The 14,009-nt window shown below is 74.8% G+C and carries 11 protein-coding genes; 4 read left to right on the top strand and 7 right to left on the bottom strand.

The window, feature by feature from the left end; translation table 11 throughout:
- Window positions 1-17 precede the first annotated feature (17 nt).
- On the bottom strand, window positions 18-1,337 hold the full coding sequence (locus O7607_RS02200; protein ID WP_269700632.1) for an MFS transporter: 1,320 nt from the start codon (window positions 1,335-1,337) through the stop codon (window positions 18-20).
- Window positions 1,338-1,533: 196 nt separating this feature from the next.
- Between O7607_RS02200 and O7607_RS02195 the strand changes: the two genes are divergently transcribed.
- Window positions 1,534-2,061: a GNAT family N-acetyltransferase gene (locus tag O7607_RS02195; protein WP_231915570.1), complete on the top strand. Its 528-nt coding sequence runs from the start codon at window positions 1,534-1,536 to the stop codon at window positions 2,059-2,061.
- Window positions 2,062-2,301: 240 nt separating this feature from the next.
- On the opposite strand, the gene O7607_RS02190 is transcribed toward O7607_RS02195, so the two are convergent.
- Window positions 2,302-3,222 carry a hypothetical protein gene (locus O7607_RS02190; RefSeq protein WP_269700631.1) on the bottom strand — a complete coding sequence of 307 codons (921 nt, stop codon included), beginning with the start codon at window positions 3,220-3,222 and terminating at the stop codon, window positions 2,302-2,304.
- A gap of 227 nt (window positions 3,223-3,449) precedes the next feature.
- On the opposite strand from O7607_RS02190, the gene O7607_RS02185 reads away from it, so the two are divergent.
- Window positions 3,450-3,980 carry a DinB family protein gene (locus tag O7607_RS02185; RefSeq protein ID WP_269700630.1) on the top strand — a complete coding sequence of 177 codons (531 nt, stop codon included), beginning with the start codon at window positions 3,450-3,452 and terminating at the stop codon, window positions 3,978-3,980.
- Between the two features lie 12 nt (window positions 3,981-3,992).
- Here the strand turns inward: O7607_RS02185 and O7607_RS02180 are convergent, their stop codons facing one another.
- Both O7607_RS02180 and O7607_RS02175 read right to left on the bottom strand, forming a co-directional pair.
- The gene (locus O7607_RS02180) at window positions 3,993-4,313 is read right to left on the bottom strand and encodes a DMT family transporter (protein WP_120570628.1); all 321 of its coding nucleotides are present in this window, start codon (window positions 4,311-4,313) and stop codon (window positions 3,993-3,995) included.
- Between the two features lie 44 nt (window positions 4,314-4,357).
- Window positions 4,358-6,964: a glycoside hydrolase family 9 protein gene (locus O7607_RS02175; RefSeq protein ID WP_269700627.1), complete on the bottom strand. Its 2,607-nt coding sequence runs from the start codon at window positions 6,962-6,964 to the stop codon at window positions 4,358-4,360.
- A gap of 213 nt (window positions 6,965-7,177) precedes the next feature.
- Between O7607_RS02175 and O7607_RS02170 the strand changes: the two genes are divergently transcribed.
- Window positions 7,178-7,903 carry a PP2C family protein-serine/threonine phosphatase gene (locus O7607_RS02170; RefSeq protein WP_269700625.1) on the top strand — a complete coding sequence of 242 codons (726 nt, stop codon included), beginning with the start codon at window positions 7,178-7,180 and terminating at the stop codon, window positions 7,901-7,903.
- 3 nt (window positions 7,904-7,906) lie between these two features.
- On the opposite strand, the gene hrpB is transcribed toward O7607_RS02170, so the two are convergent.
- Window positions 7,907-10,411, bottom strand: coding sequence for an ATP-dependent helicase HrpB (hrpB, locus tag O7607_RS02165; RefSeq protein ID WP_269700623.1), 2,505 nt, complete (start codon window positions 10,409-10,411; stop codon window positions 7,907-7,909).
- A gap of 129 nt (window positions 10,412-10,540) precedes the next feature.
- Window positions 10,541-11,362, bottom strand: coding sequence for a SigB/SigF/SigG family RNA polymerase sigma factor (locus O7607_RS02160; protein WP_269700621.1), 822 nt, complete (start codon window positions 11,360-11,362; stop codon window positions 10,541-10,543).
- A 333-nt stretch (window positions 11,363-11,695) separates the two neighbouring features.
- On the opposite strand from O7607_RS02160, the gene O7607_RS02155 reads away from it, so the two are divergent.
- Window positions 11,696-12,433, top strand: a complete 738-nt coding sequence (locus tag O7607_RS02155) for a hypothetical protein (RefSeq protein WP_269700619.1) — start codon at window positions 11,696-11,698, stop codon at window positions 12,431-12,433.
- On the opposite strand, the gene O7607_RS02150 is transcribed toward O7607_RS02155, so the two are convergent.
- On the bottom strand, window positions 12,382-13,971 hold the full coding sequence (locus O7607_RS02150) for a phospholipase D family protein (RefSeq protein WP_269700617.1): 1,590 nt from the start codon (window positions 13,969-13,971) through the stop codon (window positions 12,382-12,384). The genes O7607_RS02155 and O7607_RS02150 overlap by 52 nt on opposite strands.
- Window positions 13,972-14,009 lie beyond the last annotated feature (38 nt).

The raw sequence follows: 14,009 nt of genomic DNA, 5'->3' as shown, positions 1-14,009 counted from the left end.
ATGCTGCTACACGCCGCTCACCCGGGCACCCCGGCGGGCCGGGCCTCCGGCGCCGGCCGGTTGGCGATCGCCCGGCGGGCCAGCGCCGGGGCGGCCAGCCCGGCGGAGGCGAAGACCCCGCCGAGGACCAGCCAGCCGGCCGGACCGCCGCCGAGCACCAGCAGCGTGAGCAGGCCCCGGCCGAGCGCCTGGGCCAGCCCGGCGAGCAGGCCGTCGGCGCCCTGGTAGGCCCCGATCGCCCCGGGTGGGGCCAGGTCGTAGGCGAGGCCCGCGCCGGCCGCGCCGTGCCACAGGTCGCCCACCGTCCACACCGCCGTGGCCACGAGCAGCAGGACGACCGCCGGGAGCACCGGCAGGACGCCGGTCACGGCGTACAGGGGTGTCGCCGCGGCGAGCACCAGCCCGGCCCGGCGCAGCTTCCGGGCGGCCGGCGCGGCCCGCTCCGCGCCCCGGCTCAGCCGGACCGCGAGCAGCACGGTGAGGACCGTGTTGGCGAGCAGCACCGCCGACACCACGGGCGGCGGCGCGCCGGCGCGGTCCACCGTCCACAGCGGCACGACGAGCACGAGCACCGTCACGTGCGTGCTCAGCACCGCCGACGCGCCGCTCACCGCGAGGAACCGTCCGTCCCGCAGCGGTCCGCCGCGCCGCCGCGCGCCCGGTCCGCGTCGGGTGCCGCCGCCGGTCGTCATCGTTCCGGGCGTCGTCTCCGCGTCGGGTGCCGGCCTCGCCGCCGTGGCCCGGCGCGCGTCGGCGGCCGGCTGCGGCGGCAGGCGCAGCAGCAGTGCCGCCGAGAGCAGGTAGGTGGCCGCGTTGCCGACCACGAGCACCTGGTACGCCCGGTGCGTGTCCACCGCGAGCGCGATTCCGGCCAGCGCGGTACCGACGGTGATGCCCAGGTTCGCCACCGCGCGCAGCGTGGCGAAGGCGTGCACCCGGCCGTCCGGGCCGCCCACCGCCGCGACGAGCGCCGCCCGTACCGCCAGGTTGCCGGCCGCGAGCAGCGCCTCCGGCACCGCCACCGCCAGGAACGCCGGGAACGAGCCGACCAGCAGGTACGCGAGCGCGGCGACCGCCTGGCCCACCTGGAGGACGGCCCGGAGCGTACGCGGATCCCACCTGTCGGCCAGCGCGCCCAGCGGCACGCTCGCGCTCAGCCCGACCAGCCCGGCGACGGTGAGCCCGGCGCCCACCGAGGTGGCGGAGAGGCCCACGTCCCGGGTCAGGTAGAGCGCCCCGCCCGCCAGCCACAGGCCCGCGCCGACCGTGTTGACCAGCGTGGCGTACGCGAGGGTGCGTAGCGGCCCGGGCGGCGGGAGCGGCGAGACGCGTCCCATCAGCGGGGTCCGGCGGGGGCCATGGGGTCGACGCTAGGACTGTTCCGGCTGGCCCGGAGCCCCGCGGGGGGCGACGCCTGTCACACCGCGAGCCCGCCGGGCGTCGCCGCCGCCGGTCACCGCCGAAACATCCGGAGCGAGCGCGGTGCGGGAAATCCGCTCGCCTGCCAGTCCCCGCTCTGCCAGGGTCGGCGCCGTGGAGCGCAGCAGGATCGCCAGGGCCGAGGAACTGACCGAGGTGCAGCGGATCGAGGTGGCTTCCGGCACCCCGTTCCGGGAGATCGGCATGACCCTGGTGGCCGACATGCCGCCGCTGCCGGTGGAGGCGCTGGCCGCCGGGCAGCGCGCCGGCCGGCTGTGGGTGGCGACCGACCCGGCCGACCGGCCGATCGCGTTCGTGCTCGCCGATCTGGTCGACGGCGCGGCGCACGTGCAGCAGCTCAGCGTCGATCCGGCGTACGCCCGCCGTGGCATCGGGCGGCGTCTGCTCGACCGGGTGGCGGTGTGGGCGTCGTCGCAGGGGTTGCCGGCGTTGACGCTGACCACGTTCCGCTCGGTGCCGTGGAACGGGCCCTACTACGTGCGGTGCGGATTCCGCGAGCTGAGCGGCGCGGAGTTGACGCCCGGCCTGATCGAGCTGCTGGCCGCCGAGGCGGCGCTGGGCCTCGACCCGGCCGAGCGGATCGCGATGCGCCGCCCCGTCCCCGCACGCCTACCCGACTGAGCGGTTGACCGTCGACCGGGCATCGGGGCAGTGCCACGTTCCGGTTGATCGCCACCCCGTCCGTCGCGTACGAGCCAGTCCCACGTTCCGGGCCAGGTAGAGCGCCCGGCCGGCCCATCAGCGGGGTCCGGCCGGGGCCATGAGGTCGACGCTAGGCGCGGGTCGGCTGTCGCGGTGCCCTGGACAAAGCGATGCCGCTCACCCCGCGGATCAATCCCCGCGCTCCGGTGAGCGCGCCGTTCAGCGTCCGTCGGACCAAGGTGTCAAGTCGGCGAGGCGTTCGGTCGCCAGGCAGGAGATCAGGCAGCGCTCCTTGGCGTCGCCGAGCAGTCGGGCGGTCCAGTCGGTGAAGCCGCCGTCACCGACATCCCGCTTGTCGTCGTGCAGCGAGACGCGCAGCGCGGCGCCCCGGTAGTAGCCGCGACCGCGTTTTCGCTCCGGCTCGTCGTGCAGGGGAACAAGGCTGTCGCCGAACGCGGGCCGGACGGTGTCGTGGAGCCGTTCGCCGACGATCGGGTCCAGGGCCGTGACGTGCAACCGCGGTGCGGCCGCCGGAGCCAGCTCGGTCAGCACGGTGCGCCAGAAGGTGAGATGCCGCAGAAGCAGTCGGGCCTCGGTGCGCCCCGAACCGGTGTCCCGTGTGGTGGAGACCAGCGCGCAGAGCCGGAAGTGGGTGGACGCGTCAGGACCGAAGTCCTGTGCCCGCAGCACCCGGTGCATCGCGGCCAGGTGCACCTCGTCGGCCTGGCTGCGGCGCGCCGCTGCCTCCACCGCCAAGGCGTTCGTCGGGTCGCTGACCACCTCCGTGCCGCGCATCGTGGAGACGATCCGGTGCTGGCTGACCGGTGCGACGGCGGCGCAGGTGCCGAGTGGCGCCACCGGCGACAACTCCACCCCTGCCGCATCCGGCGGCAACAGCGCCCAGATCCGACCCTCCAAGCGGGACAGCACACGCGGGTCGGCAGCGGACGGCCGGACGAAGCGGTCCTCATTCCAGCGCCGCAGCACCTGCGCCGGACGGACGGCCCCGGCGCGGTCCCGGGCGACGCCGAGAAGCAGCGTTCGCAGGTCCGCCGCCGGGAGCGCAGCCAACGCATCGCGGCTGCCGGGCGGCATTGCCGCCCACACCCGACGTTCCGCGTCGCCGCCCACGAAGGTCACGGTCGCGCACGTGCCTGTACGAGTCCACCGGGTTTTCGGCAAGCCGGGTGAGCGCGGCCGGCAGCCCTCGGGAAGGACAAGCTTCTGAACGTTATGCCTCTCAGTCATAAGTATGACTCAGGGGCATAACGCTGGAGGGACAACTCTTCTGTTCCGGGGCGACACGCCGCTTCGGGAAGGGCGCTTAACCGGTCGACCGGGGGCGTCTGCCGTGCCACGATCGCGCGGTGCCCGCCTCCGTGACCGCCCTGCTGCGCCGGCAGTTCGACCTGACCTGGGCGCTCGCCGAGTACCACCTCGACCGGCTGGAGCCGGCGGACTTCCTCTGGGAGCCGGCCGCGCTGTGCTGGACTATGCGCCCCGGCCCGGGCGGCGGGTGGCGTCCCGACTGGGCCGACACCGAGCCGAACCCGGTCCCGGCACCCACCATCGGGTGGCTGACCTGGCACATCGGCTGGTGGTGGTCGGTCGCCGCCGACCACGTGCGGCAGCGGCCGGCGCGGGAACGCGACGACATCCGCTGGCCCGGGCCGGGCGCGGACACGCTCGCCTGGCTGCGAGGGCTGCGGGCGGAGTGGACGGACGCGCTGGACGGGCTGACCGCTGACGACCTGGACCGGCCGTCCGCGTACCCCTGGCCCGCCGACGCGGGGTTCACCGTCGCGGACCTGGCCGCGTGGGTGAACGCCGAGCTGATGAAGAACGTGGCCGAGATCGGGCAGCTCCGGCTGCTGCGCGCGGCGGGGCTGCCGGCCTGAGCCGGGCCGGGCTCAGTGGGCGCCGCCGAGGTTGAGCACCACCACCCCGGCGATGACCAGTCCCGCCCCGACCACCTTCGTCACGCTCAGCGGCTCACCGAGGAACGCCGCGCCGATCGCCATGATGGCGGCGGTGCCGAGGCCGGACCAGACCGCGTACGCGACGCCGACCGGGATGTCCTTCACGGCCAGCGAGAGCAGCCCGAACGCGGACAGGTACGCCACGGCGAGGCCGAGCGTCGGCCAGAGCCGGGTGAAGCCGTCGGTGGCCTTGAGCAGACTGGTGCCGATCACCTCGGCGGTGATCGCGCCGAGCAGGAACAGGTACGCCATCGCAGGACCGTACCCGGTCCTGCGATGGCGCCCGGTCAGCTCGGTCAGGAGACCGTGCAGGCCTTGCCGTTCAGGGTGACCAGCCCCGGATCCGGGTTGGGGAATCGGGAGGCGGTGCCGTTGAAGCCGAACGTGGTGGACGCGCCCGGCGCCAGCTTCGCGTTCCAGGACATGTTCTTCGCGATGACGGTGGCGCCGCTCTGGCCGAGCTGCGCCGACCACGCGTGGTCCACCTTCTGGTCGCCGAGGAACGCCCAGCGCAGGCTCCACCCGTTCACCGCCGTGGTGCCGGTGTTGCGCACCGTCACCTGGGTGGTGAAGCCGGACGGCCAGCTCCCGTGCGTGGTGTAGGTGACCGCACAGGACGGCGCCGGGACCGCGCCCGCGTCACCCTGGTCGGCCAGGAACGACGCGAGCCAGGCCAGCGCCGAGTTCCAGTTGATCGCCACCTCGTTGGTCGCGTACGAGTTGATGTCGTCGACGTAGCAGAACATCGGCGCGCATCCGGCGAGCAGGCTCGCCGCGAACGGGTCCTGCAGCGCGGCGTTCGGGCCACCGGCGAGCGAACCGGCCGGCGGGCGCGGCAGGTCCGGGTTCAGCTGGTGGCCGAAGATCCGGCTGTGCTGGTTGCGGGCGTGCTGCTCGCCCCACCCGGTCACGTACGACATGTTCAGCGCGTTGCGGCCGAACAGGTAGTCGGCGGCCTGCACGGCCCCGTCCCGGTACTTCGCGTCCCGGCTCAGGTCGAACGCGGTGGCCAGCACGATCGCGTTGTTCACCAGGTTGCTGTTGCTGCCCCAGACGTACGCGTCGGCGCTGCCCGGGAACGGCAGCCCGTACGCCTGGCCGGCGATCGTGGCCAGGTAGCTGTCGGCGGCGGCGGTGATCGACTCGCGGATGCGGGTCTTCTCCGCGGCCGGCAGCGTGTTCGGCACGGTGGCCAGGTCCATGCGGCCCAGCGCGGCGACGCTCTGCCAGCCGAACGCGCCGTTCGGGGCGAACACGTCGGCGGTGTGCAGCGGCGAGCCGGTGACGTCGGCCAGGTACGCCTTGTCGCCGGTGGTCAGCCACAGCTCGGCCGCGGCCCAGTAGAACTCGTCGCTGACGTTGGTGTCGTCGTACGCGCCGCCGCCGGTGCTGTCGCTGGCCGGCGCGTAGATCGCCGGGTTCGCCTTGGCCGCCGCGTACGCGGTCTTCGCGGCGGTGCCGCAGCGCGCGGCGAACGCGGCGTCGTACGGGGCGTACAGCCGCTGGCACTGCGCGGCGACGGCGGCCAGGTTCAGCGTGGCGGCGGTGGACGGCGCGTGCAGCTCACGCGGCTCCGGGTCGTCCTCGGGCTGCAGCGGCAGGCCGGTCCAGTTCCGGTCGTGGATCTTGTGGTGGACCATCCCGGCCAGCGGCTTGCCCGCGGGCACCTGCATACGCAGCAGGAACTCCAGCTCCCAGCGCGCCTCGTCGAGCACGTCCGGCACGTCGTTGCCGCGCTCGGGCAGCCGCAGCGTGGAGTCGCCCAGGGCGGCGCCGCCGTCGGCGGTCTCGGCGGTCTTGGTCCGCTCGAACGTGCTCAGGAGTTGGTAGGTGGCGATGCCGCCGTTGACGACGTACTTGCCGTGGTCGCCCGCGTCGTACCAGCCGCCGCGTACGTCCAGCGAGTAGTCGCAGACGCCGGCCTTGCACGGCACGTCGGTGTCACCCTGGTTGGGCGCGACGCCGAGGTGGCCGGCCGGGCGGGCGTACTCCTCGCCGATCAGGTCGCCGTCGATCTCGATGCCGCTGCGCTGGGCGTAGAAGAACTGCAGCGAGTCGGAGCGCAGCCGGTCGTAGAGCGCGCCGGAGATGTCGAACGGGTGGCTGGTCTCGCCGTCCACGGTCAGCGTGTAGCCGGTGCCCGGCGTGCGGTACGCGGAGAAGTCGACCGTCTGCACGTTCTGCGCCGAGGCGGCGTCGGTGCCGCGCGGCGTGGTCTCGCCGCTGGCCACCACGGTGCCGCCGGCCGACTTCAGCTGCCACGGCAGCGCGTCGGTGGCCTCGGTGACCACTGTGGCGTGCTTCGGCCCGCCGGGCAGGTAGCCGACCTGGTTGACCCGGACCCGGGGACCGGTGTCCGGCTCGTACGGAGGTGCCGGCTCCCCGCCGCGCAGCGACACGTTGTCCAGGCAGAACGTCTGCGCCTGGGCGCTGCCGCCGATCTGGAAGATCAGCTGGGCGGTGGGGTTGTCGGCAGGTGAGGTGAACGTGGTGGTGACGCGCTGCGCGGTGCCGGTGGCTGTGGCGTCGACGCTGGCGTACGTGGTGTAGGGGGCGCTGCCGAGCTGGAGCACCGCCTTGAGGGGCGCGCCGGGGGTCGCGGAGACGTCGAAGGACAGTTCGTACTCGGCGCCTTGGGTCAGCGGCACCGCGTCCTGGCCGATGCCGGCGTCCCACGGGTTGGCGGTGCCCGCCGCGACGGAGGTGCAGAGGCGGCCGTCGACGACCGCGAGGTCGCCGGTGCCGTAGGAGAACCAGGGGGAGACGCCGGCGCTGAAGTCGCCGTTTCGAAGTTGTTCGGGGGCGTCCGGCGGCACCTCGGCGCTCGCCGGGCCGGCGGTGAGGCCGGTGAGCGCCAGCGTGGTGGCCGCGAGTGCGGCGAGCCGACGACGGGATCGGGTCACGGAGGTTCCTTCCGTGCTCGGGGGTGGTGGGGGAGACCGGGAACTGGGAGCGCTCCCAATATCAGCCCGATGTTTCCACCGCGTTCCGCCGCTGTCAATCGATCCGGCCCGATGGGGCACGCGCGCCCTCGCGCGGTGCGGTTCGGCGCGCCACGTACGATGTCAGTGATCTCCTAGAGACATCCGAGCCCTCGACCTGGCAGGCTGCGACCCATGACCCTGAAGCTTCGTTCCGTCGGAGCGAGCGACCGTGGGCTGATCCGCAGCGGTAACCAGGACGCGCAGCACGCGGGTGCCTGGCTGGTCGCGGTCGCCGACGGCATGGGCGGCATGGCGGCCGGCGACCTGGCCAGCCGCATCGCCATCGACGCGATCGCCCCGCTGGACGTGGAGACGCCGGAACACGCGCTCGTCGCCGCGCTCCAGGGCGGGATCGAAGTGGCCACCGCGCAGATCCGCCGGGCCGTCGAGGAGGACCCGGAACGCCAGGGCATGGGCACCACGCTCACCGCGCTGCTGTTCGCCCGCACCGGCAGCTGCCTCGCGCTGGCGCACGTCGGCGACTCCCGGGCCTACCTCTACCGCGAGGGCGTGCTCAAGCAGGTCACCCGCGACGACACGTTCGTGCAGATGCTCGTCGACCAGGGCGTCATCACCGCCGAGCAGGCCAGCAGCCACCCCCGGCGGGCGGTGGTGACCCAGGCGTTGCAGGGCGACGAGGTGTCGCCGTCGTACGCCACGATGGTGCCCCGGGCCGGCGACCGCTGGCTGCTGTGCAGCGACGGCCTCTCCAACGTGGTCCGCGCCGACACGCTCACCGAGGTGCTCAGCGAGCAGCCGGAACGCGACGCCTGCGCGGCCCGGCTGATCGACCTGGCGTTGCGCGCCGGCGGCCCGGACAACATCACCGTCGTGATCGCCGACGTCGTCGAGGAGTAGCCCTCACCGCCGGCGCGGCGCAGCCCTCCGGGTCGGCTCGGCCGTGGTCGGGTCCTCCGGCCAGGGATGGCGCGGGTAGCGTCCGCGCAACTCCGAGCGCACCTGCGGATAGCCGGTGCGCCAGAACGACGCCAGGTCCGCGGTGACCGCCACCGGCCGTCCCGCGGGGGAGAGCAGGTGCAGCAGCACCGGCACCCGCCCGCCGGCGATGCGCGGCACGTCCCGCCAGCCGAACGTCTCCTGCAGCTTGACCGCCAGCACCGGGGCGGCCGGGTCGGCGTAGTCCACCCGGATCCGCGAGCCGCTGGGCACCTCGACCCGCTCCGGGGCCAGCTCGTCCAGCCGCGCCGCCTGCCGCCAGTCCAGCAGCCGCCGCAGCGCCGCCGTCACGTCCACCCGGTGCAGGTCGGCCCGGCGCCGGGCGCGGGCCAGCTCCGGGCCGAGCCAGGCCGGCGCTTCGGCGAGCAGGGCCACGTCGGAAACGTCCGGCCAGTCGTCACCGAGCGCCTGGCGGCAGAACGCCAGCCGGTGGCGCAGCGCGGTCGCCTCGGGCGTCCACCGCAGCAGTCCCGTCCCTTCCTGCCGCAGCCCGTCCAGCAGCGCCGCCGCGACCAGCTCCGGTTCCGGCGCGGTCAGCGGCCGGTCGACCAGCTCGACAGCGCCGAGCCGGACCACCTCGCGGGCCACCACGTCCCCGCCGGACCAGGCCACCTCCCGCCCGGTGTCCAGCAGCGCGGCCCCGGCCTCCCGGGCGGTCGCCTCGTCGATCGGCGCGGCCAGCCGAACCCGGGCGGCAGGCGCGCCGGGGGAGCGGTCGGCCACCGCGACGGCCAGCCACGCCGACCCGGCCAGCCCCGACCCGGGCGCCAGCTCCGCCGCGGTGCCGCCGGCCATCAGGTACGCGGACGCGCCCGGCCGCCGCGCCCGGGCCAGCCGTTCCGGGTACGCGAGCCCGGCGAGCAGCCCCGCGGCCAGATCGTCGGGCAGGCGCTCCCGCTCGGCGCCGTCGGCGGGCAGGGCGGCGCGCAGGCGGCGTACCTCGGCGCGCCAGCGCGCGGTGGCGGCCGGGTCGGCGCCGTCGCGCAGCCGCCGCCAGCGGGCGGGCAGGTCGTCCCCCGTCCCGCCCAGCGTGTCCTCGCCGAGGATCGCCACCACCTGGGCGGCCCGTTCGGCGCCGACCCGGGGTGCGCCGTCCAGCAGCGCCCGCGCCAGCCGGGGATGCGTGCCCGCCGCCGCTACCGCCCGCCCCCGCGCGGTGATCCGGCCGTCGTGGTCCACCGCGCCGAGCGTGGTCAGCGTCTCCCGCGCCACCGTGAGCGCGGCCGGTGGCGGTGGGTCGGGCAGCGCCAGCCCGGTGCCGTCCGGCGTGCCCCAGGCCGCCAGCTCCAGCGCGAACCCGGTCAGGTCGGCGGTGGCGATCTCCGGTTCGGGCTGCGGGGCGAGCCGTTCGTGCGTCGCCTCGGACCAGCAGCGGTAGACCGCGCCGGGCGCCTCCCGCCCGGCCCGGCCGGCGCGCTGGGTGGCCCCGGCCCGCGACACCGGCACCGTGACCAGCGCGCCCAGCCCTCGGGCCAGGTCGGTGCGGGGCACCCGGCTCAGTCCGGCGTCCACCACCACCCGGACGCCGGGGACGGTCAGGCTGCTCTCCGCCACCGGGGTCGCCAGCACCACGCGCCGTCCGGCGGCCGGGGTGAGCGCCGCGTCCTGGGCGGGCCCGGGCAGCCGGCCGTGCAGGGGCAGTACCGCGATGTCGCGCAGGTCGGCCAGGCGGCGCGCGACGGCGCCGATCTCGCCCGCGCCGGGCAGGAAGACCAGCACGTCACCGTCGCGTTCGCGCAGCGCCCGGCGGACCGTGGCGGCCACGTGGTCGAGCAGCGCCGGGTCGACCCGGCCCGCGCCGGGCGGCGTCACCGGTCGCGGCGGTGGCGCCCACACCCGCTCGACCGGATGCAGCGCGGCCTCGGCGCGTACCACGGGGGCGGGGTCACCGGCGCCGAGCAGCGCGGCGAACCGGTCCGTCCGCGGGGTGGCCGACATCGCCAGCAGCCACAGGTCCGGGCGCAGCGTCGCGCGGGCCTCGACGCTGAACGCCAGCGCCAGGTCGGCGTCGAGGTGCCGCTCGTGACACTCGTCGAGCACTACCGCGTCCACGCCGGGCAGCTCCGGGTCGTGGTGCAGGCGGCGGACCAGCAGGCCGGTGGTGACCACCTCGACGCGGGTACGCGGGCCGACCCGGCGCTCGCCGCGAACCGCGTACCCGATCCGGTCGCCGACCCGCTCGCCGAGCAGGGTGGCCATCCGGTGCGCGGCGGCGCGGGCGGCCACCCGCCGGGGCTGGGCGATCACCACGCGGCCGGTGACCGCGTCGGCGACCGCGAGCGGCGCGGTGGTGGTCTTGCCGGTGCCCGGCGGCGCCACCAGGACGGCGGCGCCGCGCTCGCGCAGCGCGTCGACGAGCGCCGGCAGGACCGGGCGGACCGGCAGGTCGAGCGGGAGGTCGGCGAGCACCGACCCACTCTCGCACCGTGCCGCCGGCCGGTTCGCGCTGCCCCCGGACGCGGAACGGCCCGGCCGGCGCACCGCCGACCGGGCCGGGTGGCGTCGCGCCGGGTCCGCCGACCCGGCCGCCGCCCCTTGCTAGTACGTTCCGTCGAGCTGACCGCGCAGCTTGGTCAGGGCCCGGGCCAGCAGCCGGGACACGTGCATCTGCGAGACGCCGATCTGCTCGGCGATCTGCGACTGGGTCAGGTTGCCGTAGAAGCGCAGCGTGAGGATCTTCTGCTCGCGCTGGTCGAGCGTGGCGAGCGCCGGGCCGAGGGCGACACGCATCTCGGCCAGCTCGAACTCGCCGTCCTCGCCGCCGAGCATGTCGCCCAGCTCGGTGGCCCGCTCGCCGTCGCCGGTCGGGGTGGACAGCGACACCGCGTTGTAGGCGCGGGCGCCCTCCAGGCCCTCCAGCACCTCTTCCTCGGTGAGCTTGAGGTGGGTGGCGATGTCGGCGACCGTCGGCGAACGGCCGAGCGTCTGGAGCAGCGTGCTGTTGGCGTCGGAGATCGCCAGGCGCAGCTCCTGGAGGCGGCGCGGCACCCGGATGTCCCAGGTGCGGTCGCGGAAGTGGCGCTTCAGCTCGCCGATGATGGTGGGGATGGCGTAGCCGGCGAAGTCGACGCCGCGCGACGGGTCGAACTTGTCGATCGCCTTGATCAGGCCGATCGCCGCGGTCTGCGCCAGGTCGTCGTTGGGCTCGCCTCGGCCGCTGTAGCGGTGGGCCAGGTGGTTCGCCAGCGGCAGCCACGCCTCGATGGCGCGGTCGCGCAGCGCGGGCCGCGACGGGTGGTCGGCGGGCAGCGCGGCCATCGCGTCGAGCAGGTCGGCGGCGCTGTCGGTGAGCGAGCGGGGGTCGAGCTTCGCGGAGCCGGCCGGCGCGGTCGCCGGGGCGCTGATCGTGGGAGCGCTCATGGGTGGTCCTCCCTGCACCTCGTCCACGGAAGAAAAAAGACGTGACGCTTTGGTTTAGGTTTCGGTCGTACGTTCGGAAGCCACCATAGCCCGATCGTGCTGCGGAAATCTAGCCGAAAGTACGATGTACTTAAGGTGTAAGCAGCTACAAAAGGCGTGAGCCGGTGGATAACGCGCTCGGCGGGGTGGCGCGCGGCGGTGACCGGCCGGCCCCGGTCGTACCCCGACCGGTCAACGTGGAATCCGACAGGCGGCCGAAGTGTCGCCTTTCTGTCGTTGTCCCGCCGACGGGACCGCCCGTACCGTCCGTAACGACACGTCAACGGAGGCACCGTGCTGGATCCCGCCGCGCCGCAACTCGTCATCAACGCCCGGACGCTGCTGTTCAGCTGGCTCCCGGCGGATCCGCGTGCGGTCGAGACGCTCCTGCCCGCGGGGCTGCGGCCGCACCCGCAGCGGCAGGTGTTCGTCAACCAGTACGTGGTCGACGACGAGACGCAGACCTCCGGCTTCGGCGCGTACTCGCTCACCTACCTGGGTGTCTCGCTGGCGGACATGGATCCGCCCGACGGCGAGACCCCGGGCGGCTGGTGGACGCACTACATCTCCTCCAGCGAGCGGGTCCGGCAGTACGCGAGCGCGCGGGGCGCACCGGCCGTCGCCGGGGAGACCCGCCTCGACCTGCGGGGCGATCAGCTCACCGCCGAGACCCGGGCCGCCGACGGCACGCTGCTGATCCGGGTCACCGCCCGGGTCGGGCACACCGGCACCGAGGCGCACATGGGCCATCACCGTTACCTCACAGGCAGCGACGGCGAGCTGATCGTCACCGACTACCCGTACGTGGCCGAGCCGGTGTCACCGTTCGAGGTCGAGTCGGTGGAGTTCCCGGCCCCGGAGCACCCGGTCCACGCGTTGCGGCCGGCCAACCCGCTGCACGTGTGCTGGGGCTTCTACTCGCCGCGCGTGTCGTTCGCGTACCCGGCCCGTCCGAACGTGCCGGACGAGCCGGCCGACCTTCACCAGGTGCCGGCGCGCCGGGCCCGCAGCGGCCTGCCGTCCGGGTCGTAGACCAGCCGGTACGCGGGCAGCGCCCAGAGCCGCGTACGCCAGGGCAACCGCTCCGGGCGGTGCGGGCGCAACCGGCCCGGCGGACGGGGACCGGACCGGCCGCCGGCGTGCCAGCGGTCCAGTTCCTCCGCCGCCGCGGTGATCGCCGCCACCGCGTCCGCCGGGTCCAGCAGGTCGTCGTCCTGCGCGCCGCCGGGATCGCGGTCCAGGTGCTCGCGCCACAGCCGCAGCCGCAGGTCGCGGGCGAACACCCGGGCACCGTCGCCCAGCCCGGCCGGGTCGGCCGGCGTCCGCTCGTCGCGCGTATCGTCGAGCACCGCGCAGGACAGCTCGCTGTCGTGCGTCCAGGACCGGCGGTTGAAGTTGTCGCTGCCCACGCTGGCCCACACGTCGTCCACCACGCACACCTTGGCGTGCACGTAGACCGGCGTGCCGTCGTGGTTCTCCACGTCGAAAACGTGCACCCGGTCCGGTGCGGCCCGGTGGCACAGCGACAGCGCCTGCTCCCGGCCCACCATGTTCGGTGGCAGCGCGAGCCGGCCGTCCACGTCCGGATGCCGGGGCACGACCGCCACCAGGTGCAGGTCCGGGTGCTCGTGCAGCGCCTGCGCGAACAGTTCCGCCACCTCGGTCGACCAGAGGTACTGGTCCTCCAGGTAGATCAGCCGCCGGGCCCGGCGTACCGCCTTGGTGTAGCCGCGCGCCACGGTGCGCTCGCCGTCCGGGGCGAAGGAGTAGCGGGGCCGCACCGCCGGGTAGGTGCGCAGCACCTGCACGTGGTGCGGCCCGCACGGCGGCGGGTCGGCGGGCTGCTCGGGCAGCGGGTCGGGGCGCAGGTCCGAGCCGCGCAGCCGGTCCCGCAGGTAGGCCATCGGGTTTTCCGAGTCCAGCGGCATCGGGTCGGTCCACCGCTCCCGGAACGTGGTGTCGAGCGCGCCGACCACCGGCCCCCGCACCGCGAGCTGCACGTCGTGCCAGGGCGGCGTGGGGCCGTACCGGGGGGACATGCCGACCGGCTGCGGGTCACCGGCGTGGCCGGCGTCGTCGCGGCGGCTGTGGCACAGGTCGATGCCCCCGGCGAAGGCGATGTCCCGGCTCGGGTCGCCCGGACGGCGCAGCACCACCAGCTTCTGGTGGTGCGAGCCGCCGCGCCGGACCCGCTGGTCGAGCAGCACCTCGCCGCCGGCCGCGCGGATCGCCTCGCTGAGGTCGCGGTTCTCCGCCTCGCTGTAGGAGAGCGTGTCGAGGTGCGAGCGCCAGATCAGGCCCTTGACGATCACCCCGCGCTGGGCGGCCTGCGCGAACAACTGCGCCACGGTGGGGCCGTCCGGGCGCATCCGCTCGTCCGGGTCGCCCCGCCAGTCGGTGAAGAACAGATGGTCGCCCGCCGTGAGCGACTCCACCTCGCTGACCAGGCGGTCGAAGTACGCGGCACCGTGAATCAGCGGCTCGGCGAGGTTTCCATCGGCCCAGACGGGTAATTCAGAGCCCGGGTTGGCGCGTTCCTGTGCGGTGAGGAACCAGTCCCGCAGAGTCACGTTCCACCCCCCGAGGTCGACGACGTCCTCACACGGTA

Origin of the sequence: Micromonospora sp. WMMA1949 (assembly GCF_027460145.1) — a bacterium.
Taxonomy (GTDB): Bacteria; Actinomycetota; Actinomycetes; order Mycobacteriales; family Micromonosporaceae; genus Micromonospora.
Note: the sequence above shows the minus strand (reverse complement) of the source record. Positions and strands in the feature narration are given on the sequence as shown.